Here is a 24,092-nt window from a genome sequence, read left to right as displayed (position 1 = left end):
AGTATGGAAAAGATGCCGAACAGACCCCATTTCATGGCGTGACAGCCCAAGTATTAATGGCGCAGATTCTTAGGAGAAACACTTTATGCGTTTGATTTCATTCATCAACGCCCTTCTCGTGATTGTTGCACTGTATTTTCTGGTGTTTGAACGTGACACCTTGTTCGCCTTTGCCGGACGCGGTGATGCCGTGGAAGCAACACAAGTCGAAGCCACGGAAACCGAAAACTCCGATATCTCTGCAGTGGGCGTTGTCGCCGTGCGCTCGCAAGCGCGCGAAATTGACAGCGCCGTGCTGCTGCGCGGGCAGACGAAGGCGAACCGGCAGGTCGAAGTGCTTTCGGAAACCACGTCCACCGTTGTCTCTGAGCCCAAACGCAAAGGTGCGTTTGTTGAGGCGGGCGATATATTATGCGAACTTGACCCCGGCACGCGCCCGGCACAACTGGCCGAGGCCATGGCGGGCAAGCTGGAAGCCCAAAGCCGCATTCCCGAAGCCGAAGCACGCCTGATAGAGGCACATGCGCTTGTGGCCGAGGCCGAGATCAATCTGACAGCCTCACGCAAGCTGGCTGAAACCGGATATGCGTCGGAAACCCGCCGGATTTCCAGCGAAGCTGTGATGAGCTCTGCAAAAGCAGGTGTGAAATCCGCCGAAGCCGGGCTGGAGGCCACGCGCGCGGGCATCGAAGCCGCCGCAGCAGCAGTCGAGGCCGCACAGCGAGAGATTGGCCGCCTGACCATCAAAGCCCCCTTCAAAGGTTTGCTGGAAAGCGACACCGCGGAACTGGGCAGCCTAATGCAACCCGGATCGCTTTGCGCGACTGTCATTCAACTGGACCCGATCAAGCTGGTCGGCTTCGTACCCGAGACCGAAGTCAATCGGGTGCTTGTTGGGTCCGAAGCATCGGCAACACTTGTGACCGGTCGGCAACTGGGCGGTCGGGTCACGTTCCTGAGCCGGTCCGCGGACGAGACAACACGTACATTCGAGGTGGAAATCACCGTTCCGAACCCCGACTTGACCATTCGCGACGGTCAGACGGCGACAATCAGCATCGCCGCCGAGGGCGCGAAAGCCCACCTGCTGCCGCAATCGGCGCTGACTCTTAGCAACGAAGGGCAATTGGGTGTGCGCACAGTTGGCGCAGGCAACGTTGTTGACTTCATGCCAGTCCGCATCCTGCGCGACACCGCCGAAGGTGTCTGGATCGACGGTCTTCCGGAAACGGTTGATATCATCGTGGTCGGGCAGGAATTCGTGATCCGCGGTGTTACCGTTGCACCAACTTATCGGGAAGCCTCGCAATGACGGGTATCGTCGCATGGGCCGCAGGCAGGGCCCGAATGGTTATGGCGTTCATCGCCATTTCACTGGTCGTAGGCGGCTTAGCCTATGTCTCGCTTCCGAAAGAGGGTGAACCGGATATCGAAATCCCTGCCCTTTTCGTTTCGGTGCAGTTTCCCGGAATTTCAGCAGAAGACTCGGAAAACCTTTTGGTCAAGCCGATGGAGACCGAGCTGGCGGATCTCGACGGGCTCAAGGAAATGACGTCGACTGCGGCCGAAGGCTATGCCGGGGTCGCGCTGGAGTTTGAATTCGGCTGGGACAAGACCTCGATCATGGCGGACGTGCGCGATGCCATGAACACGGCCCAGGCTGATTTCCCTGAAGGTGCGGAACAATACTCGCTGACGGAAATCAACTTTTCCGAATTCCCGATCGTCATCGTCAACCTGACCGGAGCTGTTCCGGAACGCACAATGGCCCGTGTCGCCAAGGATTTGCAGGACGAGCTTGAGGCGCTGGATTCCGTTCTCGAAGCGGGTATCGCGGGCAATCGTGACGAGTTGCTTGAGGTCATCATCGACCCCCTGCGGCTTGAGGCGTACAACGTGACCGCGGCCGAGTTGATCAATGTCGTGCGAAACAACAACCAGTTGATCGCAGCGGGCGAAGTCGAAACCGCACAGGGTACATTCTCGGTCAAGATCCCATCGTCATTCAAAACGGCGCAGGATGTCTATGCCTTGCCGGTCAAGGTCAATGGCGACCGGGTTGTAACGCTGGGTGAGCTTGCACAGATCAACTACACTTTTGAAGATCGCGAAGGTACCGCCCGTTTCAACGGCGAAGCGACCGTCGCGCTGCAGGTTGTCAAACGCAAGGGATATAACCTGATCGACACCGTAACGCAGGTGAAGGAAACCATTGCTGAGGCCAAGACAAAATGGCCGCCCGAGCTTCAGGCGGCGGTCGAGCTTGGGACGTCAAACGACCAGAGCCGCATTGTCGGTTCAATGGTCAGCCAGCTTGAAGGCTCGGTTCTGACTGCAATCGCCCTGGTGATGATCGTGGTTCTGGCATCTTTGGGTACGAGGGCCGCGCTTTTGGTCGGTTTTGCGATCCCGACCTCGTTCCTTCTGTGTTTCGCGTTTCTTGCGGTCATGGGCATCAGTATCTCGAACATCGTTATGTTCGGCCTCATCCTGGCCGTGGGGATGCTGGTCGACGGTGCCATCGTGGTGGTGGAATACGCAGACAAACGCATCAAGGAAGGTGTCGGCCCGATGCATGCCTATGTCGAGGCGGCCCAACGTATGTTCTGGCCCATCGTATCCTCGACCGCGACGACGCTATGTGCCTTTCTGCCCATGCTGTTCTGGCCCGGTATACCGGGCGAATTCATGGGGATGCTGCCGGTCACGCTGATCTTTGTTCTGTCGGCTTCGCTGATTGTGGCGCTGATCTACCTGCCGGTCATGGGAGGCGTTTCGGGGCGTCTGAGCCGTGTTTTCGACCGGTCTTCGAACTGGCTCCGGGCGCGTACCCGGTGGTGGGTTCGGGCAGTGATGGTACCCCCGTCGCTCTACATGATTTTCCTGGGTGCGATGCAAGTTCTGAACCCTGACTATCTGCTGCCCGGAGGAGTGGTCGCTGGTGCCCTGCTGTTCCTGTTCGGGGCCTTTGCCGGGTCTGTAACGCTGAGCGCAGCCAAGTTCGAGCGGGCGGAAGAAAACCACGTTCACACGGCGGACGAACACACACCTTTCGGACATGTGATCGGGTTCCTTGTCGGCAACCCGATCATGCCGATCGTGTCGCTGGCGGCAGTTTTCTCTGCCGTGTATTTCGTGACCTTCGTCTGGTTCCCGCAGGAATCCCGAGGTGTCGAATTCTTCGTTGAAAGCGAACCGGAACAGGCAACTGCTTACGTCCGTGCCCGTGGCAACCTGTCACTGGCCGAAAAAGACGAGATGGTGCTGCAGGCTGAACAGATCATTGGATCTCATCCGGCAGTAATCAACGTCTTTTCCTTTGCAGGCGAAGGCGGTCTGAACCAGAATACCGGCGGCGCGCAGGCACCGGCCGATACGGTGGGGCGCGTCCAGTTCGAAATTATCCCATGGGAAGATCGCCCGAACGTTTCAGAATCCGCTTTGTGGGGATTGTTTGAACGCCACTTTGTAGCTCCTGAATTTGATGGCGATTACGTAATCGACGATCTTAACGACAAACTTGCGACAATACCCGGTATCGTTGTTGAAATTCTGGCATTGGAACAGGGCCCAGCCTCGGCCAAGCCCGTTCACCTGCGCATCAAGGGGGATGGTTGGGACGAGCTTACATCGGCCACCGTCACCGCGCGCCAGGTCTTTGACGAAACGCCGGGGCTGATCAAAACCGAAGACACCCTGCCCTTGCCGGGCATCGACTGGCAGATCGACGTCGACGTGGCCAAGGCCGGCCGGTTCGGTGCTGATGTGGCCACCGTCGGTGCCATGGTGCAGTTGGTAACACGCGGCATCCTGCTGGGTGAGATGCGCCCCGACAGCACGGATGAAGAGATCGAGATCCGTGTCCGATTGCCGGAACAGGATCGCGTGCTGTCGACATTGGACACGCTCAAGGTCCGCACTCCGGACGGGTTGGTTCCGCTGTCGAACTTCGTGACCCGGGAACCCGTGGCGAAACTGGCCCAGATCAACCGTGTCGACCAGCAACGTTATTATGACGTCAAGGCGGATGTCGAACCGGGGCTGAGCAAGGTTGTGACCAAAGGGCCGGACGGGAAAGAAGAACGTCTGGCCGTAATGCGTGAAGTGACCGACGGTTATACTCCTACCGGCACCGTGCTGGACGGCGACGGTGGAAAGTCCTACGAACTGGTTCAACTGACCGGTGCAGAGAGTATTGATCAACTGCGTAGCGTGATTGACGCAGGAGACGCGCAGTTCGCCCTGATCAACCCGAATGAGCGGATCGCAGTTCTGACCGAATGGTTGGAAACCAGCCCCTTTGCCAACTCGATCAGCTGGCAATGGACCGGTGATCAGGAAGAGCAGGAAGAATCCGGCGCATTTCTGGTGAACGCCTTCATGGGCGCATTGGGGCTGATGTTCGTGATCCTGCTGGCCCAGTTCAACTCGTTCTACAATTCGGTGCTGGTGCTGTTGGCGGTTGTTCTTTCGACCACCGGGGTTCTGATCGGCATGATCGTAATGGAGCAACCCTTCTCGATCATCATGACGGGCACCGGTATCGTTGCGCTGGCAGGAATTGTGGTGAACAACAACATTGTTCTGATCGATACCTATCAGGAATACAGTGCCTATATGCCGAGGATCGATGCAATCGTCCGCACTGCGGAATCCCGCATCCGCCCGGTTCTGCTGACTACGTTGACCACGATGGCAGGTCTTACCCCGATGATGTTTGGGCTTTCGCTGGACTTTATCAACGGCGGCTATTCCATCGACAGTCCCACCGCCCTGTGGTGGAAACAGCTGGCCACAGCGGTTGTCTTTGGTCTTGGCATCGCCACTGTTCTTACACTGATCGTGACGCCGTCGCTTCTGGCACTGCGTGTCTGGGTGACAACTTACGCTGTCTGGCTCAGCCGCGGGCTTGCCCGTGTGACTGCGGGGCGGTCCAGTCAGATCGCGCAGGACATGGCTATTGGCCGCTCGGCCCGCAAGCTCCAGGCGACCGAGATTGTGTGGGATGAGCCGTCACAATCCGAGACCCGGCCGCGAGACGAGCCTATAGATCACATTCCTGGATCGCCGCTAAAAGCCGCAGAATAAGAATGAAAGGACCGGGATTTCCGGTCCTTTTCGTTTTCTGTCGTCACAGTCGGGACCAGGTCTGGTGCGCGCAAATCGAATGTTCACAGCCTTTGACCATGAGCTTGTCACCCTGCAACGTCATCTGTGGAACAGCGTCAACGTCGATCAGGGGAACCCAGAACTCACCCCCGCCGTATTTTCCACCGCCTTCGCTGGCCACGTCCCAGAACAGCTTTTTCCCGATATTCGGCGTTTGAACTTCTTTGCCCGATGAATCAAAAGCCGAAAGTATCGTGCCGCAGAACTTGTCCGCGCAGGCGGATATCTGGATATGCGAGATCAGGTTCTTTCGATCAGGCTCGGTCTTCCAAACGCCCTCGATCGGGTCAGCTGCGACCATAGCCGGAAGAAGAACCGCAACAGCGACAGGTACTATTCGTCTTGCTAATCCATTGATCATGGCGTTCCCCTTCATGCACGGCGCATCCTAGCACATTCCGCAGGGCAAGATGAGCCCCTCAGGCGGCCTCACTGTCCGACTGCTGGCGGTTCCACAGTTGAGCATATCGCCCAGACCGTGCCAACAGCTCGTCATGTGTGCCCTGTTCGATGATCTCACCGGCCTCAAGAACAACAATCCGATCAGCCTCGGCAATGGTGCTGAGGCGATGGGCAATCGTGATCACGGTGCGCCCTTCCCCTGCGCGCGCCAGCGCATCCTTGATGTCCTGTTCCGTGTCGGTATCCAGGGCCGAGGTCGCCTCGTCCAGCAACAGGATCGGAGGGTTCTTCAGCAATGTCCGCGCTATGCCAACCCGTTGTTTTTCGCCGCCGGACAGTTTCAGACCGCGCTCACCCACCATGGTGTCGTACCCGTCGGGCAGCGAAGTGATAAAGTCATGAATCTGGGCGGCGCGGGCTGCGGCCTCGACATCCTCAGGGGTGGCATCGTCGCGCCCATACGCAATGTTGTAGCGAATGGTGTCGTTAAACAGCACCGTATCCTGTGGCACAACGCCGATCGCTGCATGCAGGCTGGTCTGGGTCACGTCCCGAACGTCCTGCCCGTCGATCTTCAGCGCGCCTTTGGTCACGTCGTAAAACCGGAACAACAGCCGCCCGATGGTCGACTTGCCAGACCCAGTCGCCCCGACGATTGCGACCGTCTGTCCGGCCGGAACCATCAAGGAAACACCCTTGAGGATTTCCCTTTCAGGGTCATACCCAAAATGCACATCTTCAAGTGTGACCTCACCACCATTGACCGCAAGGTCGGGTGCATCGGGCTGATCGGTGACTTCGGCGGGTTGTTCGAGCAGATCAAACATCTGCCCCATATCAACCAGCGATTGCCGGATCTCGCGATAGACCGTCCCCAGAAAGTTCAGCGGTACGGTGATCTGGATCATGTAGGCGTTGACCATGACAAAATCGCCCACGGTCAGGTTTCCATTCTGAACGCCAATTGCGGCCAGAACCATGACTCCGATCAGGCCGCAGGTGATCAGGAAGGATTGGCCGAAGTTCAAAAACGCCAGCGAATAGGCGGTTTTCAGCGCCGCCCCGGCATAGGCTTTCATCGACACGTCGTAACGTGCAGCTTCGCGGGCTTCCGCGTTGAAATACTTGACGGTTTCGAAGTTCAGCAAACTGTCAATGGCGCGCTGATTGGCTTCGGTGTCCTGATCGTTCATCTCACGCCGCAGCTTTACCCGCCATTCGGTCACCGCGAAGGTGAACCAGATGTAAAGGCCGATGGTGACGGCGACGACCACCAGATACCAGACGTCGAACAACCACATCAGGATGATCGCTACCAACAACAGCTCAAGGATCAGCGGCCCGATCGAGAACAGCAGGAAGCGCAGCAGGAATTCAACGCCTTTGACGCCCCTCTCGATGATACGGCTCAACCCGCCGGTGCGGCGCGAGACGTGATAGCGCATGGAAAGGTTATGGATATGTCTGAACGTCTCCAGCGCCAGCGCCCGCAAGGCCCGCTGTCCAACAGGGGCAAAGGCGGCGTCCCTCAATTGCTGGAACCCAACTGTCATCATGCGCGCCACGCCGTAGGCAACCGTCACGCCCACTGCGCCCAGCGCCAGCGGCGGCACGCCTTCACCTGCCAACGAGTCAACGGCGCCTTTGTAAAGGATCGGGGTATAGACGGCGATCAGTTTGGCCATTACCAGCATCGCCATTGCGATAACCACGCGGCGCTTTACCCAAACCTCGTCCTGCGGCCAGAGGTAGGGCGCGACCTTGCGGATTGTGCGCCAGCCTGAACTGCGCTCGCCGCTCTGCACCCCGTCACTCGAGGCCATCGGAGATGTTCGTCTCATCACGTACCTTGTCTGCGGTCAGAGAAAGGCTCTGGCCCGCAAAGGGCCAGCGCGTTGATTATTCCGGTATCGTAAAGATTTGCCCCGGATAGATCAGATCCGGGTCGCGGATCAAGTCGCGGTTGGCTTCGAACAGGCGCACATACAGGATGCCATCGCCAAAGCGGTCACGCGAGATCGCCCACAGCGTGTCGCCCCGCTGCACAGTGACCGACCGAATTGCCGGGGCATTGTCCTGCGCGGCTGTTCCGTCACCGCCACCTGATGCTGCTTCCAAAACTTCCACAGGTTCGCGTTTGAACGGGGTTTCGACCCGGCTGAGGACCTTCCCGTCCGTGTTCACCGCGTCAACACGCAACGTGTAAACACCGGGGTCGATACCGTCCAGATCACTCCGCCAGGATCCATCCTGTTCCGGAGCAAGGTCGGCAACCAGACGATTGTCCAGATACACCCTGATGGCCGCCCCGTCCTGTACTCGCCCGGTCAACTGGACGTCACCGGTTTCGGAATACCCGATTGTATCCAGCGCGACCTGTTCCGGCGGGGTATCCCGAACCACGGGCGGTTGCACGAGTTCAACGCCTTCTTCGCCCGACCGCAGTACCGCGATCTGCTGACCCGTTTCAGATGTCTCTGCCGACTGGTCGGCAACCTGCGCTTCGCTGGCTTCTGGCGCGGTCGCCACAGGGTCTGATGTTTCGGTTTCAGCTGGGGTTTCGGTCTCTGGATCGACAACCGCCGAGGCTATCTGTTCTTCAGCTTCGGTTGTTTCGCCCTGATCGGCAGCATCAGTTTGCTGCGCAACCGGCTCTTCCTCGACCGGCTTCGGCAGAGCGGCGATCAGATAGTCGTCAGACCGGGTTGTTTGCCCGCCGCTTTTGCTGCGCAGGATTAGCCCCTGCGCGGCATCGCTGAAGGGGATCGAGACGAACTCGGCGAACTGCCCGCTGCTGTCCACCGTGAATGTGTGCACGGTTTCACCGTTCAACAGAACCTCAATCTGACTGCCCGGTTCGGCGTCACCTGACAAAAGCGCCGTTCCGTCTGCTTCAACAAAAATCTGATCCAAAACCGGGGGGGCCGTGGGTGCCTGTACATTCTCTTCCGATTGGGCCGTTGTGGTATCTGTGTCTGAAACAACATCTGTTGCCGCAGCCGTGTCTTCGGCGGGATCAGCGGTTGGTACCTCATCCGGTGTCACGGCGGCCTGCTCAGCTGGTTCTGTTGTGGTAGTTTCCGCAGGCGCTTCGGCCGCTTGTTCCTGCGGTTGCGTAGCTGCAACAGACACGGGTTCCTGCGGTGCACCCGCCTCAGGCTCTGGCGCTTTGGTGAAAGCGCCGGACAGATACAAACCCCCAACACCCAGCACGGCAACCAGACCCGCAATCACACCCCAGACAAAATTGCCCGAGCTTCCGTTTCCCGATTTGGCGTCCATTGTTTTCCTTTCACCCCGCCGTACAAAAGCTTTGTCTTCAAAAGCCTTCCAGCGGACAGTTGAGCCAATCTATCAATCCCGCTATCAGGGGTCAAAACCTCTGACACAACCCCGGAGCGTCTCTTTCATGTCTCAGAAATCCGTCTGTGTGTATTGCGGGTCACGCAATGGGGCCGAGAAAGCTTATTCTGAAACCGCACGACAGTTTGGCAGCCTGCTTGCGCAGGAAGGCTGGCGGCTGGTTTACGGTGCCGGAGATGTCGGGCTGATGGGCGAAGTCGCCCGGGCCGCGCAACAAGCCGGTGGCGAGACCTTTGGTGTCATTCCGGTGCATCTGGTCAAACGAGAGGTCGGCAAGACCGACCTGACCCATTTCGTGATCACCGAAACCATGCACGAGCGGAAAAAGGTCATGATCATGAATGCTGACGCCGTCGTTGTTCTGCCCGGCGGGCCGGGATCACTGGACGAGCTTTTTGAAGCGCTGACCTGGCGGCAGCTGGGCCTGCACGACAAACCCATCGTCATCGTCAATGTGAACGGCTATTGGGATGCGTTGAAAACCCTGTTGCATCAGGTGATCGGGCAAGGCTTTGCAGATCGATCACTGGGTGACTTTGTCATTTGGGCTGAAGATGCAGAAACAGCAATGACGGCCCTGCGCGATAAGCTGCGGTAAACCCGGCAGGTCGCGAAAGTGTCTGACCGAACGCAGCTGTGCATCGTTGCCGCACATATGCGGGCAAGACATTGGGCTGGTCGATTTGGTGAAGCCTCAGGTCTTTAGGCAGACAGTTCGATAACCGTGATCTCGGGGGTTACACCAAATCGAACCGGAAGGATGGAACATCCAATGCCGCCGGACACAACCAGATCACGCCCGCCTTCGCGCACATGCCCATAGGCATATCTGTTGCCGTATTTGGAGGGCACGATCGGCGACCAGCCAAACAGACGAATCTGACCGCCATGCGTATGACCGGATAGCGTCAAAGCCACCCTGTCGGGCACTTGAGGGAAGATGTCGGGCTCATGCGCCATCATCACAACCGGGGCATCATCGGTGATTTGCGCCAGTGTCCCCGACAGATCATCCAGCCCCTGCGGTTTACCGTTGCGCCAGATCGCAAGCTGGTCTTCAAGACCCGCCAACCAGAAACCAAGAGCTTCTAGCTTGATGGCGGTATTCGACAAAACCGTAATTCCGCTCTGCTCCAGCGCATCGACATATTGGTTGGGGCCAGCACCACGGCGCTGCGCCTGCCGGTCATCCCACCAGTCGTGATTGCCAAGTACAGCAAAGACACCGTTCTTGGCCTCAAGGTTGGCAAGAACCGGTGCCAGATCTTTCATTTCGACAGGACGCAAAACGCCTTTGTGGCTTGCGAAGAAATCACCCAGCAGCAGGATCATATCCGGCGCAAGCGCATTCGTACGCCGTACCACCTGTTTTATTCGGTCCAGCCCGACCAAAGGTTCGCCCAGATGCAAATCTGCCAGTACGGCAATCCTGAGCGGCGGCGCAGTCCAATCCTCCCGCCGGACGCGCCATTTTCGCACGCGCAGCCGCAGGGCGGGTTCGATGAAAAACCCGTAGACTGATGTGATTAGGCCTGCCAGCGTCACCGCCAGCAGGCCCTTGATAAACCGGCGTCGGTTCAATGACTTACATCCGCGACGCGACGTTCTCCCAGTTCACCAGATTGTCGAGGAAGTTCGACAGATAAGCCGGACGTTTGTTGCGGAAGTCGATGTAGTATGAGTGTTCCCAAACGTCACAACCCAGCAGCGCAGTCTGACCAAAGCACAGCGGATTCACGCCGTTTTCGGTCTTTGTCACGGCCAGCGAACCATCCGCGTTCTTGACCAGCCACGCCCAGCCCGAGCCGAACTGACCGGCACCAGCGGCGCTGAACTGCGATTTGAATTCGTCGACCGAACCAAAGCTTTCGGTCAGAGCTTTCTCAAGCTCACCGGGCATGGCGTTGTCGCCGGGGCCCATCATTTCCCAGAACTGGTTGTGGTTCCACAGCTGGCTGATGTTGTTGAAGATACCGTTCTGCGCGACGGCATTTGCGTCGTAGGTGCCAACGATGATCTCTTCCAGCGACTTGCCGTCCCATTCGGTGCCGGCGATCAGTTTATTGCCATTGTCGACATAGGCTTTGTGGTGCAGATCGTGGTGATATTCCAGTGTTTCCGCGGACATACCCTTGGCTGCCAGCGCGTCATGTGCATAAGGAAGATCAGGAAGTTCAAAAGCCATGTCGGCCCCCTGTATAAATTTGAGTTGCGGTTCCCAAGGTTAAATGCTTTGGCAGCCGCCGCAGGTCAAGGGCCGAGACAAGAAAACCCGGAGGCAGGCGATGCTGACACAGGCGCGCAAGATGTTCTACCGCGCCCGCGGTTACTATGCGGGCAACCTGAACGGTGAGCCGTTTCGTCTGGACCCTTATCACTCAAAGTTCTGGCGCAAAGCCTCCACAGGCCAGTGGGAGCCTGAAACCTTTGCTGTTCTCGACCGGTATCTTTCGCCTGAAAGCGATTACCTGGATATCGGCGCATGGATCGGACCGACCGTTTTATACGGCGCGCGCAAGGCTCGCCATGTCTGGTGTTTTGAGCCAGATCCTTCGGCCTATCGATTTCTGGCGTGGAATCTGGACCTGAACCAGATCAGGAATGTCTCAGCCTTCGGGGTCGCTTTGTCTGACAAGTTCGGCGTGGCCCGCATGGCGTCGGTCTGGGGTGAGCCCGGGGATTCGACCACATCCCTGCTGCACAATGAAGCCCATGGGAATGACGCGCTGACGATTACATGGGAGCAGTTCCAGTCGACCTGTGATCTGTCGAAGGTTTCACTGGTCAAAATGGACATTGAAGGGGCGGAGTTTTTTGTACTTCCCACGCTAATACCCTGGCTCAAACAGCATCGTCCCCCATTGCTGCTGTCAACACATGCGCCACTACTGAATGAGGAAGACCGAGCCGACAGAATGAAGCATCTGGCCGACCTATTGTCGTTTTACGATACATGCCAGCGGGAAGGTGCTGCGTCAGATCACTCGATGACGGATGAGGGTGCCTTGACCCGCTTCCAGACCTATCTTTTCACGTCCTAGTACGATCAGAAACAGCTGTCTGCGGATTGGGAAGAACGCGCGAAACGCTCCCCCCTTCCGCGATCCGAATATCAGTATAGCGTGTGGGTATTGACCGCTTTGCAGCGTCCGACACCGCTTGGCCGGTTAGTTACATTCGCCTGCGGAAAACGCGCAATCATCTCGAACTCATTCGTTTGCGGGTTCATCATTGCGGTGTAGGACACACGCACTTGACCGCCCGAGTTCGCCATGAGGCTGACCCGCCAATTCATCTGGTATTCACCGCGTCGGTTGACCTTGAACTTGGTGTCCTTGGGTTGCTGTTCGTTCCTACCCGCCGATCTGTTGTCTTCGCCGATCACCCAATCATAAGCCCGAGCACGCTTGTTTTCAGCATCAACACTCAGCCAAACCTCGGGCGGGATCCACCCCCGAGCTTCCATACTATGAAGCTCACACATATAGTTCGCAACTTCGGCTTGCGCGGCAGCGGCCAATACAGAAAAACCAATAGCAAGAAATTTTCTTTTCATTTTCAGCACCTTTTTGTCAACTGGATGGTGTGGGTATCTGTTTGCATTTTCCTCGGGCAAAACCATCTCGCGGCAGGTACGCACTGTGTGAGGTTGATCGTGTGGTCGCCTTCAAAGTTCGGCGGTCCAGAAACACTGTGAACTCGTGATTGAGTAGATCGATCGCGTCAATACGCGACTCGTTCGACGCGTAGCTTCTGCCAGTCGCAGAATAGACATAGTCTCGACCGACCCAGGCAACCGACAAGTTTCGAATACTGTCGCGCTTGACCCTGGCTGGTCCTGGCTGTGTATCGATATCTGGCATCTCGATCTCATGGATATAGGCGGAACGACCATATTCATCGACCGAAAACACAAGGAATTCGGGAGTCGGTTTGTTGACAAGGCCATGGCCAAACTTGCACTCATACGTCTCTGTAAAGGTTTGAGAAGCTGAAACAACAGGTGTGGACAACAGTCCAAGCGTCAATGCAAATGCTATCTTTTTCAAAGTATTACTCCGCTCTTTCCTTACCTTTGGAATGGTATCTCAACGCAGATCCCGTTTGCGTTTCCGTCATGTGAAGATTGTACATCCGAATTCGAGCTGGCTATTGCCTTCATTGTTTCGCGATTCAGGAAAATCGAAAACTCTTGGCGCCCTAAATCAAGAACCATCCTGCGAGGGTCACCGCTTCTGGTTCGTCTGCCAGTTCGTGAAAACGTATAGGCGTCGCCCGGCCAACTGATCGAAAGTACCCGAAAGCTGTTTCTGTTGATAGAAGCCGATCTTTTCGGCGTGTCTATACCCCGCATTTCAACTTCGTGGAGCAACGCCTGGCGCCCGTACACGTCAACTGAAAAAACAACGCGGGTCGGAGTTGGCCGATTTGCCAGGCCTTTGGCAAAAACACACTCAAATGTCTCTGAATAAGTCTCGGCTATGGCCACATTAGGTATAGTTGAAATAGCAATTAAGCCGCTTGCGATTAGTCTAAAGAAATTCATAATAAAGTTCTTATTTTTCAGCCTTTTGGTGATCGTTAGCCCAATCACACCGCTCCCGCAACAGGAGAAATCGCGCAACGAAATTCTCGACAGACCCTGTTGTGTGTCCCACACTCAAATCGCTTTGCAGCAGCACAAAATTCGATGGCCGCCTGTCCAGGACGAGGCGGCCATCGAATAAAACGTCAGATGTGTAGACAGGTCAGTAAACGCCAACCTCACTGCCCGGTTGCGCCGCAACCTTCAGCAGTTTGAAAACGTAATCCGCAGCCGAACGGAAGCAGACCACGCGGAAAGTTTCGGCATCGTCCATCCAGAACGCACCTGCCACTTGCGCCAGGCGCGAACGGCGGATTTGGCCGAGTTGGAAGGCCTCGGCCGACAGATCAACCGGAGCGACTTTGCCCAACACTTCTCGTGCGCTGGCGCCTGATATTGTGAAGACCGCGCGGGCATCCGAGACGTTGACGGCCAGTGCGTGAGTTTTTCCCAAAGCTTTGATAATTGCGGCCAGTTTGGCCTCGACCTCGGCATAAGGGACCAGCACCAGCAGCTCGTCCGGTGACATCCAGCATACGCCGGTATCGCCGCTGACCAGCGCCTCGCGCTGACCGGGTACGTTCTGCCCAGTCGCGTCCTTGACGGCCTTGGCGAGGCTTTTGTCGGACAAGTCACCGCGCAGGGTGATCATGCCTTGCAGGCCACATTCCCTGACATTAGCGATGCCATCATAGCTGGCGTGGTTCAATGCGCTGATAGGTTCAGACATTCTGCTTCTCCCCGTCCTTATCGAAGAAGATCGGGTCCACGATCTTGGCTTTGTAGGTTTTGCCGTCGGTGCCCGGGAACTCGACCACGTCGCCCATCCGGTCCGGGCCGTGCTTGATCAGGCCCATAGCGATCCCTTTACCGAGGTTGGCCGAGTAATAGGTCGAGGTGACCCGCCCGATCATATTGCGCTGACCATTGGCATTCACACCCTCGCCCACTGCATATGCGCCATCAGGCAGAACAGAACCATCCACAGTCTCAAGCCCAACCAGTTTCCAGCGCTCGGGGTCCGCCATATGGCTGCGCAAATGGGCGCGTTTACCGAGGTAGTCCTCTTTCTTTTTCGACAGCGCCCAGTGCAGCCCAAGATCCTGCGGGATCACGGTGCCGTCGGTCTCGTCGCCGATCATGATAAAGCCCTTCTCGGCCCGAAGAATGTGCAGACATTCTGTGCCATAAGGCATCACACCGAATTCCTTGCCTGCTTCCATCAGGGCATCCCAGAACGCCTGACCCTGCGAGGCGGGAACGGCGATCTCGTAGGACAACTCGCCCGAGAACGAGATGCGATAGGCGCGGCAGTCGAACGCGCCGATCTTGCCATCGCGCCATTCCATGAAGGGCAGCGCCTCGCGGCTGACATCCATGCCGCCCAGCTTTTCAAGAACCTTACGGGCATTGGGGCCGACTACAGCGACCTGAGCATATTGCTCGGTCACGTTGGCGACATAGACTTTCCAGTCCCACCATTCGGTTTGTAGCCATTCTTCCATGTGACCATGGATACGCTCGGCACCGCCGGTGGTGGTGTGGCACAGCCATGTGTCCTCATCGATGCGTGCGACCACGCCGTCGTCGATCAGAAAGCCGTTTTCCGAGCACATCAGGCCATAGCGGCATTTTCCGACCTTCAGCGTGGACATCATGTTGGTGTACAACATGTCCAGAAACTTGCCAGCGTCGGGGCCTTTGACGATCAGCTTGCCCAGCGTCGAGGCGTCCAGCAGGCCAAGGTTTTCGCGGGTGTTCTTCACCTCACGGTTCACGGCGTCATGCACGGATTCACCAGGACGGACATAGGCGTAGGTCCGGCGCCAGTGGCCGACCGGCTCCCAGTCCGCGCCGTTCTTGTCGTGCCAGTTGTGCATTGGGGTCTGACGGATCGGCTGGAACACTTCACCCCGCGCTTCACCGCCGATCGCGCCCATCGAGATGGGTGTATAAGGCGGGCGGAAGGTCGTGGTGCCGACCTTCGGGATTTCGGACTCCAGCGCATCAGCGAGGATCGCCAAGCCATTGATGTTGCTCAACTTACCCTGATCCGTCGCCATACCAAGTGTGGTGTAACGCTTGGTGTGCTCAACGCTCTCATAGCCCTCGCGCGCAGCCAGTTGGACGTCCGAGACTTTGACGTCATTCTGGAAGTCGAGCCAGGATTTCATGCGCAGCTGGATTTCTGCGTTTGCTGGCATCAGCCAGACAGCCTCCATAGGAGCTTCTGCAGTGGTTTCGCCAACCGGAGCCTTGATGTTTTTGGGCTTAAATCCGGCCGCCTTGGCTGCTGCTTTTCCTACAGTGTGGGCGTCAGTCAGAACATCGCCCAGCGCCAACGCGCCATTCGATGCCCCGGCGGCCAGAACAAAACCTTCGCCATTTGCGCCCAGCGGCGGGCGCGAGGGATCGGGGCGGAAAAAGGCATTCGCGTCATCCCAGGTCAGCTTGCCACCGCAATGAGACCACATATGAACGACCGGCGACCAGCCGCCCGACATGGCCACTGCATCTGCTTCAACCTCTTCACGAGCGCCTCCAACACCTTCCTGGTTGCAGATGGCGACTTTTTTGACGCGCTTGCCGCCCTTGACCTTGGCAATGGCCTTGCCCGGATCAACGCGGATACCCAACTGGCGGGCTTCCTCTGCCAAAGGTCCAGCCGTTGCCCGTGCGTCAACAATACGCAAAACATCCACACCCGCTTGCTTCAGCGTAATCGCGGTGCGATAGGCGTCGTCATTGTTGGTGGCGACGATGACACGTTCGCCCGAGGTGACACCCCAGTTCACGGCATAATCGCGCATGGCCGAAGCCAGCATCACACCCGGAACATCGTTACCTGCAAAGGACAACGGGCGTTCAATTGCGCCGGTTGCAGTCACAATTTGCTTGGCGCGGATACGCCAGAGGCGGTGGCGCGGGCCTTGCACGCCCGGCGTGTGGTCTGTCAGGCGTTCATAACCCAGAACGTAACCATGGTCATAAACACCCGCGCCCATGCAGCGAGAGCGCATGGTGACGTTGTCCATTGTTTCGAGTTCGGAAACCAATTGCTCCACGAACTTATCCACAGGCTCATCATTGACTGTGCCGCCGTCAACCGGAGCGCGACCGCCCCAATGTGCGCTCTGCTCAATCAGCAGAACCTTGGCACCCGAAGCTGCCGCCGCCTTTGCCGACTGTAGGCCAGCCACACCGCCACCGATGACCAGAACATCGGTGAAGGCATAGAAGTGCTCATAGGTATCGGCATCGCGGCTGTCCTTGTCGGGCGCTTTGCCCAGACCGGCAGACTGACGGATGAACGGCTCGTAGACGTGCTTCCAGAACGGTTTGGGGTGGATGAACGTCTTGTAGTAGAAGCCAGCCGGCAGGAACCGGGCGAATGCCGTATTCACCGCGCCGATGTCGTGTTCAAGGCTTGGCCAATGGTTTTGCGAAATCGCAGTCAGGCCGTTGAACAGCTCGGTCGTGGTGGCGCGCTGGTTCGGTTCAAACCGGTTGCCCTGCCCCAGCCCGACCAGAGCGTTTGGTTCTTCCGCACCGCTGGCGACAACGCCGCGGGGGCGGTGGTATTTGAACGACCGGCCCATCATCATCTGATCGTTGGCCAGCAGCGCCGAGGCAAGCGTGTCGCCCTCATAGCCCTGCATCGACGTGCCGTTGAAGGTAAACGTGACCTTTTTCGACCGGTCAATCAGCCGGCCTTGTTTTGCGAGACGGGTGCTCATTGTGCGGACCTTTCGCGGGTGGAGGCGTCGGAGCCTCCGGCGGGAGTATTTGTGAAAAGATGAAGCATCAGGAGAACTCTCTCCAGGTCCATCCAGGGCGCTTTGCGGCGATGGCCTCTTTGATGTCCTGCGGTGGCTCGGAGGTCTGAGCCGTGTAAGTGCCGAACACTTCTAGCGTGCTTGTGCAGCGCGCCGCGTGAAACCACTTGCCACAGCCATTGGCATGGCGCCAACGTTCAAAGTGCACGCCTTTGGGGTTTTCGCGCATGAACAGGTAGTCGTGGAACTCGTCATCCGACGAGCCGGGACCAAAACGCTTCAGATGCGCCTCGCCACCGGCGGCCAGTTCTGTTTCTTCGGCATCAACGCCGCAGTAAGGGCAATTCAGGATCAGCATGTTGTCATCCTTTTGGCGGTTGGTTGGCGCAGCGGCCAACCAGAATTCTGTTTCTTGGCAACCTCGGACCCACCTTCAGTGGGCCACCCCGGCGGCCACGCTTTCGTCGATGAAGCGGCCTTCCTTGAAGCGGTCCAGCGAGAAGGCCTCGGTCAAAGGTGAATGACCTGTGGCCATCAGCTGCGCCATGCCCCAGCCCGAGCCCGGGATTGCCTTAAAGCCGCCGGTGCCCCAGCCCCCATTGATAAAGCAGCCCTGCAGCGGAGTTTTCGACAGGATAGGCGAGCGGTCACCGGTCATGTCCACAATCCCACCCCACTGGCGCAGCATCTTCAGGCGCGAGATCATCGGGAAGGTTTCGACCAAGGCGCGGACGGTTTCCTCGATATGATGGAAGCTGCCACGTTGGGTGAAGTTGTTGAACCCGTCGGTACCACCACCGATCACCATCTCACCCTTGTCAGACTGCGACATGTAGCCGTGAACGGTGTTGGCCATCACGACCACGTCCATGCAGGGTTTGATGGGTTCGGATACCAGTGCCTGCAATGCGACGGCCTCCAGCGGGAGACGGAAACCAGCCATCTCGGCCAGTTGACCGGAGTGGCCCGCAACGACGATACCCAGCTTGTCACAATCGATGGCACCCTTGGTGGTGTCTACACCGACGGCACGGCCATCCTGCGATCGGACACCCGTGACCTCGCATTGTTGGATGATATCCATACCCATCGCCGAACAGGCGCGCGCATAGCCCCACGCCACGGCATCGTGACGCGCAGTGCCCCCGCGTTCCTGCCAGAGCCCGCCCAGAACCGGATAGCGGGGACCGTCCAGATTGATGATAGGCACAAGTTGCTTGACGCGTTCGGGTCCGATCCATTCGGTCTTCACACCTTGAAGGGCGTTTGCATGGGCCGTGCGCTGATAGCCGCGAATCTCATGCTGGGTCTGCGCCAGCATGATCACGCCACGCGGGCTGAACATGATGTTGTAGTTCAGATCCTGGCTCAGATCCTCATAAAGGCCACGTGCTTTCTCGTAGATCGCCGCTGAAGGATCCTGCAGGTAGTTCGAACGGATGATCGTTGTGTTTCGACCCGTGTTACCACCACCCAGCCAGCCTTTTTCGATCACCGCGACATTCTGAATGCCGTAGTTCTTGCCAAGGTAATACGCGGTCGCAAGACCATGCCCGCCAGCACCGATGATGATGACGTCATAACGTTTCTTGGGCTCGGGCGAACGCCAGGCGCGTTCCCATCCGGTGTGATAGCGCAGGGCCTCCCGCGCGACAGCAAAGGCTGAGTAGTGTTTCATAAGCGAATCCATCCGGTTCGGTGATTGCGCGCAGATATGCCGCGCGGTGACAGTTTAACCGCGCCGCGCAACGCCGCAATATCGCACTATTGCGACATGTCGTTCATTCGCGGCCATTTGTCCCTTTTGTCGGACGCCCCACAGGTCTAAGTCAGGGCAGTATCTTCGGAGGGGCCATGACGTTCTGGGTTCTGATTTTTCTTGTCGCGCTTCTGATTGCGGCATTTCTGAGCTTCACATTGCTGCGCAAACGCCGCGGGGATGAACCTGCGGCGGCGTACGATCTGCGGGTGTATCGCGAACAGCTGACCGGTGTGGACCGGGATCTGGCGCGCGGGGTGATTGGTGAGGCAGATGCGGAACGGGTCCGCACCGAAATCTCCCGACGAATTCTTGCCGCTGACGAACAGATGAAAAAGGGTGGCTCGGGTGCCGGGCCATCTCGGACCGTCTCGATTGTGACAATCCCGGTTGTCATGCTGATCATCATCGGGGGCGCGATGGCGATGTATCATCGTATTGGTGCCGTCGGGTTGCCCGATATGCCCCTGACCGCGCGGCTGGAACTGGCCGAGGAGGTGCACGCCAATCGTCCGTCCCAGAGCGCCGCAGAAGAACTGGCAACCCCACCTCAAGCGGCGCAGCTTGACGAAAATTACGCGTCCCTTCTCAAGCAGTTGCGAGAGACCGTTGCGGCCCGCCCGGATGATTTGCAGGGGCAGATGCTTTTGGCGCAGCATGAGACCAATTCAGGGAACTTCAAGGACGGATATACCGCGCAACAAAGGGTGATCGAACTGTCAAGCGACGCAGCCACAGCCGAGCATTACGCGGATTTTGCCGAGATGATGATCCTGGCTGCGGGTGGATATGTGTCGCCCGAAGCTGAACAGGCCCTTGCCGAAGCTTTGAAACGCGATCCTCATCACGGTCCGGCCCGGTATTACTGGGGGCAAATGCTGGTTCAGACCGGACGACCAGACCTTGCCTACCGCATTTGGGTTGAAACGCTGAGGGAAGCCCCAACAGGCGCACCATGGGCAGGTGCGATCCGGGATCAGATTGATGAGTTGGCCTTTCGGGCAGGGGTTTTCAATGCACCGGACATGAGCGCACCGTCCGGCCCAAGTCGCGAAGACATGGCCGCAGCAGCGGAAATGAGCCCCGAGGAACGGCAGCAGATGATTCAGGGAATGGTGGATCAGTTGTCCGACCGCCTGGCGACAGAAGGCGGCGCACCCGAGGAATGGGCTCGTTTGATCGCCGCACTGGGTGTTCTGGGTCAGGGCCAACGGGCCATGGATATCCACAATGAGGCGCTGGAGGTGTTTGCCGGAAACACCGAGGCCTTGCAGATCATTGATGCCGCAGCCCTGCAAGCAGGGATTGCGAAATGATCCACGACGTTTTCGAAGACTTCGCCAAGGCGCTGCCCCCGATGCAAGCGCTGATTGGGCTGGATCTGGGCGAAAAGACCATCGGTGTCGCAGTTTCCGACCGGATGCGGGGCGTGGCCAGCCCGTTGGAGACTGTAAGGCGCAAGAAATTCACACTCGATTCCGCCCGGTTGATTGAAATTGCTACGGATCGCGAGATTGGCGGCATTCTGTTGGGTCTTCCCAAAAACATGGATGGCACAGAGGGGCCGCGCTGCCAATCTACGCGGGCATTTGCGCGAAACCTGTCCCGTCTGACGGAATTACCTATCGGATTCTGGGATGAACGGCTGAGTACGGTTGCGGCAGAAAAAGCACTGCTTGAGGCGGATACGTCACGAAAACGTCGCGGACAGGTTATTGATCACGTTGCAGCAGGTTATATCTTGCAGGGAGCGCTGGACAGGCTGCGCTTTTTGTAACAGGTCGGAGACCGATCGATGACGAACATGGTTTGGAAGCGCAATGAGGTCGAAAGCCCTTGTGTCCAGATTTGTGTTGTCCACCCGGCCGAGCGTATCTGCACCGGATGTTACCGCACGATTGACGAGATCTCTCGCTGGTCCAGGATGGACAGCAGCGAACGCGCTGAAATCATGAACGACCTGCCGTCTCGTAAACCGCGGCTCAGCAAGCGGCGCGGCGGGCGTGCCGCTCGCATGAATGGCTCCTGACCGATCAGCGTAGACGTTTTGATGACATTTCTGCCGGCTGTGTGACCCGTCTCGGGATAGGTGCGTTCGGCGCGGTGCCCCGTAATTCTTTCTGAAACAGAAGCGCAATCTCGGATTGGCTGGTTTTGGACCGCCGATCATCATTGCGCACGCATTCTGATTGCAGCACGTCAGCCGCACGTTTGGTCTTTCTGGTATTAGTGAGTCTTCCGATCAAAGTCTTAAGTGGCATTGCGGACGTCCCGTTTCCAGTAACCGTGCCACTGCGGGTCGAGTTCGAGCTCCGAGGGGGTCCAGCTCTTGAACATTGTGGTTCAACGTGAGTGGTAACCCGCAGCGACAGGGTGTGGCTAAAGGTATTTCCCGTCACAAGTAGGGGGAAAACACGCGGCGTTTGATCGTTATTGACGCCTCAATCAAGAAAAACTCACAAAAGCACATAATTTCCTTACGTCACTTTTCGATCCGACTTTGCCAAGACTGGGAAAGTTGGGGCTGAAGCTGTGAAAATCCGCGGTCAGTAGCCGAATCATGCCTGACATCGCACAACCGGATCAGTGACTGCGTCACGGACCTTGACCGATTGGGTGATGCCTGCTCAGGCGTTTCACAGTCGAGGGTTTTATCCGGCGGCAAGCCATGCCCTGGCGTTGTCGTATTCTTCAGACGGGAAAAACTGAGTCCTGGTCCCTAACACGTGGCTCGCGACCTTCTGCGCCATACGCTGCCAGCTTTTGTCCCCAACGATGGCAGCTCGGTCCAGTTGTCCGATGTGCCGGCTGGCCAACCGAAAATGCGCCGCAAGCGCTGACAGCCCTTGCCAGCCGTCAAACTCCCTGAGGTCTATCAGCAGGCGAAACCCTGGCCGGTCCTGTAACAATGCATCCAGATCACGTTCTGCCTGTTTGTACCATTCAGGGTCCAGCTTGCCCAATAGGCTGATCTGAACACATGGGCCGCTCAGGTCAGTCACGTGGATCGATCCCAGGGACTCACGCATCCAGCGTCGGGCCGCCTCAAGCTCGGTCAGATCGAACACCTGAACCGGACAGGGCAGAATGGGGGCCGCCAGACGAACGCTTGTTTGCACCCAGCCCTGATCCGCCACAACAGCGATCCGGTCGAACCCGCGCCAATGGCTTAACCCCAGCTTGGTGTCGGACCAGGCCGCGCCCAGATCGTACCCCTGGAATTCAGGTTGTATTATCGCCAGCAGCCGAACCGTGTCATGTTCGGTCAGCGCAGCCTCGATCGCGGGAACCAGAGTATTGGCGTAATCGGCGCTGGTCACTTGCCCCGACAACTCGACTTCCATGAGTGCACCGTCAGAATTCGTATGAACCGTCATCATCGGTCAAAACCTCCAAAGCCAAATAATGACAGGACGTTAGGCGGATTCGATCCATTCGGCTACTCCACCGGAGCATTCGGGGCGGAAATAGGCGATCATTCGACCATCCTGCCCCGCCGTCGCCCCTGCGGCCCAAGGTGCAACCCCGTGCAGGCAATGGCGGTGCAGCAGATAGGCCTCTCCCGGCTTTGCAGGCACCTCGATCCTTGGGCAGGTCGCAAACACCTCGCGACGGGCGGATTGGTAGATGTCCGTTATGTCAACGTCGTGCAGGACCTCAGGCGGCATCCCTTCAAGCGCCTGCCTGAACGCGGACCGCAGAATGTGATGACTGCCGTCCCACACCACCATCGGAGACGCGTCTGCGCTGGCCTCGGTCAGTGGAATGCCCAGAATCCAGGCATGAGGTTCATCAACCCGGCGGCGGCGATCCGGTCCTGTCGGGCGCAAACCGTCCACATGGGCCGCATCCCTGTTTCGACGGTACCGGGTGGCCGCTTCATTCTCGCCCCGGCGCGGGCGCGGATAACCCGGATAAACAACCGAAACCTGCCCCTTGTGCAGCGGTAAATCTTCAAAGTGCTTGTCGATGAACGCCATGGCCTTTCCGGTCAGAGGCCCGGACTGCCCGACCCTGCCCTTCGTGTCATTGGGCAGTGCGTCGACACCGATGAACCACGTCCCTTCACAATCCAACCATTCCGCATGGGCCGGGTCCGTTGCAGACGTCTGTGCGGCAGGCAAGGCGTGGTCCACCCATTCGGCCAGCACCGGGTCGTACGGGAATTTCACCCAGCCCCGGGCCAAAAAATCGCTCATAAGCCCACGGCCTTGCGCAGCATATTCAGCGCGACCAGCGTCAGGAACACGGCGAAGACACGTTTCAACGGTTTTGGGTTCATCGCATGGGCCAGCTTTACCCCCCAGGGCGCGGTAACCATTGTCATTGCAACAACGATCCCGAAGGCCACAAGATTAACCGTGCCAATGGTCAACGGGGGTCGATGCCCGGGCGCGATATCCACAAACAAGAACCCAATGACCGACGGTACGGCAATGATCACCCCAAACCCGGCAGCGGTAGCGACCGCGCGGTGGATAGGGGTGTTATAGAGGCTCATCAGCGGCACACCGAAACTGCCACCGCCGATGCCCATCAGAACGGAAAGAAACCCGACCAGTGGGGACAGGACGGCCCGTTTGATACCGCCGGGCATTGCGTCGCCCAACCGCCATTCTGCGCGACCCAACCCAAGATAGGCACCGATCACCATGCCCAGAATTCCGAACAGTGCCTGCAAAGCCTCGGTCCGCAGGGCCGATGCGACCAGCACTCCGACAATTGCGCCGACGACAATACCCGGACCCCAACCGCGCAGGATATCCCAATCCACCGCGCCCTTCTTGTTGTGGGCAAGAACCGACCGCATAGACGTTACAATGATCGTGGCCAGCGACGTCGCCAGACAGAGCTGCATCAATTGCGGACCGCCATAGCCAAGCGTTTGAAACGCATAGAAGAACGCGGGGACCAGCACGATACCGCCGCCCACTCCCAACAGCCCGGCAAGCACACCGGCCAGCGCGCCGATCACAAGCAAAAGGCCCATCATCTGGGCCAGCAAAATTGTCTCGGGCATCGTCCCCCCTTTTGCCGT

20 protein-coding genes are annotated in these 24,092 nt (G+C 58.0%); 7 read left to right on the top strand and 13 right to left on the bottom strand.

Annotation, left to right across the window (positions count from 1 at the left end; translation table 11 throughout):
* Positions 1-85: 85 nt before the first annotated feature.
* Positions 86-1,312 (top strand): efflux RND transporter periplasmic adaptor subunit, encoded by a 1,227-nt coding sequence (locus ACR0DS_RS04170; protein WP_480558204.1) that lies wholly within the window; start codon positions 86-88, stop codon positions 1,310-1,312.
* A complete protein-coding gene (locus ACR0DS_RS04165) occupies positions 1,309-5,088 on the top strand; it encodes an efflux RND transporter permease subunit (protein WP_480558206.1) in 3,780 nt (1,259 codons plus the stop codon). The genes ACR0DS_RS04170 and ACR0DS_RS04165 overlap by 4 nt, the downstream gene beginning before the upstream one ends.
* A gap of 43 nt (positions 5,089-5,131) precedes the next feature.
* Here ACR0DS_RS04165 and ACR0DS_RS04160 read toward each other — a convergent pair whose 3' ends face one another.
* The 3 genes from ACR0DS_RS04160 to ACR0DS_RS04150 are packed head-to-tail and all read right to left on the bottom strand — an operon-like array spanning position 5,132 to position 8,853.
* Positions 5,132-5,530: a DUF2147 domain-containing protein gene (locus tag ACR0DS_RS04160; protein WP_480558208.1), complete on the bottom strand. Its 399-nt coding sequence runs from the start codon at positions 5,528-5,530 to the stop codon at positions 5,132-5,134.
* Positions 5,531-5,588: 58 nt separating this feature from the next.
* A complete protein-coding gene (locus ACR0DS_RS04155) occupies positions 5,589-7,412 on the bottom strand; it encodes an ABCB family ABC transporter ATP-binding protein/permease (RefSeq protein ID WP_480558210.1) in 1,824 nt (607 codons plus the stop codon).
* A 58-nt stretch (positions 7,413-7,470) separates the two neighbouring features.
* On the bottom strand, positions 7,471-8,853 hold the full coding sequence (locus ACR0DS_RS04150; RefSeq protein ID WP_480538153.1) for a LysM peptidoglycan-binding domain-containing protein: 1,383 nt from the start codon (positions 8,851-8,853) through the stop codon (positions 7,471-7,473).
* A 127-nt stretch (positions 8,854-8,980) separates the two neighbouring features.
* On the opposite strand from ACR0DS_RS04150, the gene ACR0DS_RS04145 reads away from it, so the two are divergent.
* The gene (locus ACR0DS_RS04145; RefSeq protein WP_267366848.1) at positions 8,981-9,532 is read left to right on the top strand and encodes an LOG family protein; all 552 of its coding nucleotides are present in this window, start codon (positions 8,981-8,983) and stop codon (positions 9,530-9,532) included.
* Positions 9,533-9,636: 104 nt separating this feature from the next.
* On the opposite strand, the gene ACR0DS_RS04140 is transcribed toward ACR0DS_RS04145, so the two are convergent.
* Both ACR0DS_RS04140 and ACR0DS_RS04135 read right to left on the bottom strand, forming a co-directional pair.
* Positions 9,637-10,515, bottom strand: coding sequence for a metallophosphoesterase (locus ACR0DS_RS04140; RefSeq protein WP_480480305.1), 879 nt, complete (start codon positions 10,513-10,515; stop codon positions 9,637-9,639).
* Positions 10,516-10,519: 4 nt separating this feature from the next.
* Entirely contained in the window at positions 10,520-11,119 is a 600-nt protein-coding gene (locus ACR0DS_RS04135) for a superoxide dismutase (RefSeq protein ID WP_170704218.1), read from the bottom strand.
* A 100-nt stretch (positions 11,120-11,219) separates the two neighbouring features.
* On the opposite strand from ACR0DS_RS04135, the gene ACR0DS_RS04130 reads away from it, so the two are divergent.
* Positions 11,220-11,975, top strand: coding sequence for an FkbM family methyltransferase (locus ACR0DS_RS04130; RefSeq protein ID WP_480538155.1), 756 nt, complete (start codon positions 11,220-11,222; stop codon positions 11,973-11,975).
* Between the two features lie 71 nt (positions 11,976-12,046).
* Here the strand turns inward: ACR0DS_RS04130 and ACR0DS_RS04125 are convergent, their stop codons facing one another.
* From ACR0DS_RS04125 to ACR0DS_RS04105, 5 genes are all read right to left on the bottom strand, one after another.
* Positions 12,047-12,556: a hypothetical protein gene (locus ACR0DS_RS04125; RefSeq protein ID WP_480558212.1), complete on the bottom strand. Its 510-nt coding sequence runs from the start codon at positions 12,554-12,556 to the stop codon at positions 12,047-12,049.
* A 1,126-nt stretch (positions 12,557-13,682) separates the two neighbouring features.
* Positions 13,683-14,249: a sarcosine oxidase subunit gamma gene (locus ACR0DS_RS04120; protein WP_480480299.1), complete on the bottom strand. Its 567-nt coding sequence runs from the start codon at positions 14,247-14,249 to the stop codon at positions 13,683-13,685.
* Positions 14,242-17,256, bottom strand: coding sequence for a sarcosine oxidase subunit alpha family protein (locus tag ACR0DS_RS04115; RefSeq protein WP_480485225.1), 3,015 nt, complete (start codon positions 17,254-17,256; stop codon positions 14,242-14,244). Before ACR0DS_RS04115 ends, ACR0DS_RS04120 begins: the two co-directional genes overlap by 8 nt.
* Before the next feature lie 67 nt (positions 17,257-17,323).
* A complete protein-coding gene (locus tag ACR0DS_RS04110) occupies positions 17,324-17,653 on the bottom strand; it encodes a sarcosine oxidase subunit delta (protein WP_480473438.1) in 330 nt (109 codons plus the stop codon).
* Positions 17,654-17,728: 75 nt separating this feature from the next.
* A complete protein-coding gene (locus tag ACR0DS_RS04105) occupies positions 17,729-18,973 on the bottom strand; it encodes a sarcosine oxidase subunit beta family protein (protein ID WP_480558214.1) in 1,245 nt (414 codons plus the stop codon).
* Between the two features lie 176 nt (positions 18,974-19,149).
* Here ACR0DS_RS04105 and ccmI point away from each other — a divergent pair, with 176 nt between their 5' ends.
* Genes ccmI through ACR0DS_RS04090 form a run of 3 tightly spaced genes read left to right on the top strand, consistent with a single transcriptional unit; the run spans position 19,150 to position 21,083 of the window.
* Positions 19,150-20,370 (top strand): c-type cytochrome biogenesis protein CcmI, encoded by a 1,221-nt coding sequence (ccmI, locus tag ACR0DS_RS04100; RefSeq protein WP_480558216.1) that lies wholly within the window; start codon positions 19,150-19,152, stop codon positions 20,368-20,370.
* Positions 20,367-20,831 (top strand): Holliday junction resolvase RuvX, encoded by a 465-nt coding sequence (ruvX, locus tag ACR0DS_RS04095; protein ID WP_267365234.1) that lies wholly within the window; start codon positions 20,367-20,369, stop codon positions 20,829-20,831. The genes ccmI and ruvX overlap by 4 nt, the downstream gene beginning before the upstream one ends.
* 18 nt (positions 20,832-20,849) lie before the next feature.
* The gene (locus ACR0DS_RS04090; RefSeq protein WP_209503450.1) at positions 20,850-21,083 is read left to right on the top strand and encodes a DUF1289 domain-containing protein; all 234 of its coding nucleotides are present in this window, start codon (positions 20,850-20,852) and stop codon (positions 21,081-21,083) included.
* A 622-nt stretch (positions 21,084-21,705) separates the two neighbouring features.
* On the opposite strand, the gene ACR0DS_RS04085 is transcribed toward ACR0DS_RS04090, so the two are convergent.
* From ACR0DS_RS04085 to ACR0DS_RS04075, 3 genes are read right to left on the bottom strand one after another with little or no spacing between them, the layout of a single operon-like run.
* A complete protein-coding gene (locus ACR0DS_RS04085; protein WP_480558218.1) occupies positions 21,706-22,434 on the bottom strand; it encodes a SpoIIAA family protein in 729 nt (242 codons plus the stop codon).
* A gap of 36 nt (positions 22,435-22,470) precedes the next feature.
* Positions 22,471-23,253, bottom strand: a complete 783-nt coding sequence (locus ACR0DS_RS04080; protein ID WP_480558220.1) for a hypothetical protein — start codon at positions 23,251-23,253, stop codon at positions 22,471-22,473.
* Positions 23,250-24,074 (bottom strand): sulfite exporter TauE/SafE family protein, encoded by an 825-nt coding sequence (locus ACR0DS_RS04075; RefSeq protein ID WP_480558222.1) that lies wholly within the window; start codon positions 24,072-24,074, stop codon positions 23,250-23,252. Before ACR0DS_RS04075 ends, ACR0DS_RS04080 begins: the two co-directional genes overlap by 4 nt.
* Positions 24,075-24,092: the final 18 nt, after the last annotated feature.

The organism is Ruegeria sp. AF5, assembly GCF_056541905.1.
This window is presented reverse-complemented; position numbering and strand designations above follow the sequence as displayed.

Coding starts and splice junctions, on each gene's coding strand:
- ACR0DS_RS04170 (WP_480558204.1), top strand. CDS start 86: ATGCGTTTGATTTCATTCATCAACGCCCTTCTCGTGATTGTTGCACTG.
- ACR0DS_RS04165 (WP_480558206.1), top strand. CDS start 1,309: ATGACGGGTATCGTCGCATGGGCCGCAGGCAGGGCCCGAATGGTTATG.
- ACR0DS_RS04160 (WP_480558208.1), bottom strand. CDS start 5,530: ATGATCAATGGATTAGCAAGACGAATAGTACCTGTCGCTGTTGCGGTT.
- ACR0DS_RS04155 (WP_480558210.1), bottom strand. CDS start 7,412: ATGAGACGAACATCTCCGATGGCCTCGAGTGACGGGGTGCAGAGCGGC.
- ACR0DS_RS04150 (WP_480538153.1), bottom strand. CDS start 8,853: ATGGACGCCAAATCGGGAAACGGAAGCTCGGGCAATTTTGTCTGGGGT.
- ACR0DS_RS04145 (WP_267366848.1), top strand. CDS start 8,981: ATGTCTCAGAAATCCGTCTGTGTGTATTGCGGGTCACGCAATGGGGCC.
- ACR0DS_RS04135 (WP_170704218.1), bottom strand. CDS start 11,119: ATGGCTTTTGAACTTCCTGATCTTCCTTATGCACATGACGCGCTGGCA.
- ACR0DS_RS04130 (WP_480538155.1), top strand. CDS start 11,220: ATGCTGACACAGGCGCGCAAGATGTTCTACCGCGCCCGCGGTTACTAT.
- ACR0DS_RS04125 (WP_480558212.1), bottom strand. CDS start 12,556: ATGGTTTTGCCCGAGGAAAATGCAAACAGATACCCACACCATCCAGTT.
- ACR0DS_RS04120 (WP_480480299.1), bottom strand. CDS start 14,249: ATGTCTGAACCTATCAGCGCATTGAACCACGCCAGCTATGATGGCATC.
- ACR0DS_RS04115 (WP_480485225.1), bottom strand. CDS start 17,256: ATGAGCACCCGTCTCGCAAAACAAGGCCGGCTGATTGACCGGTCGAAA.
- ACR0DS_RS04110 (WP_480473438.1), bottom strand. CDS start 17,653: ATGCTGATCCTGAATTGCCCTTACTGCGGCGTTGATGCCGAAGAAACA.
- ACR0DS_RS04105 (WP_480558214.1), bottom strand. CDS start 18,973: ATGAAACACTACTCAGCCTTTGCTGTCGCGCGGGAGGCCCTGCGCTAT.
- ccmI (WP_480558216.1), top strand. CDS start 19,150: ATGACGTTCTGGGTTCTGATTTTTCTTGTCGCGCTTCTGATTGCGGCA.
- ruvX (WP_267365234.1), top strand. CDS start 20,367: ATGATCCACGACGTTTTCGAAGACTTCGCCAAGGCGCTGCCCCCGATG.
- ACR0DS_RS04090 (WP_209503450.1), top strand. CDS start 20,850: ATGACGAACATGGTTTGGAAGCGCAATGAGGTCGAAAGCCCTTGTGTC.
- ACR0DS_RS04085 (WP_480558218.1), bottom strand. CDS start 22,434: ATGATGACGGTTCATACGAATTCTGACGGTGCACTCATGGAAGTCGAG.
- ACR0DS_RS04080 (WP_480558220.1), bottom strand. CDS start 23,253: ATGAGCGATTTTTTGGCCCGGGGCTGGGTGAAATTCCCGTACGACCCG.
- ACR0DS_RS04075 (WP_480558222.1), bottom strand. CDS start 24,074: ATGCCCGAGACAATTTTGCTGGCCCAGATGATGGGCCTTTTGCTTGTG.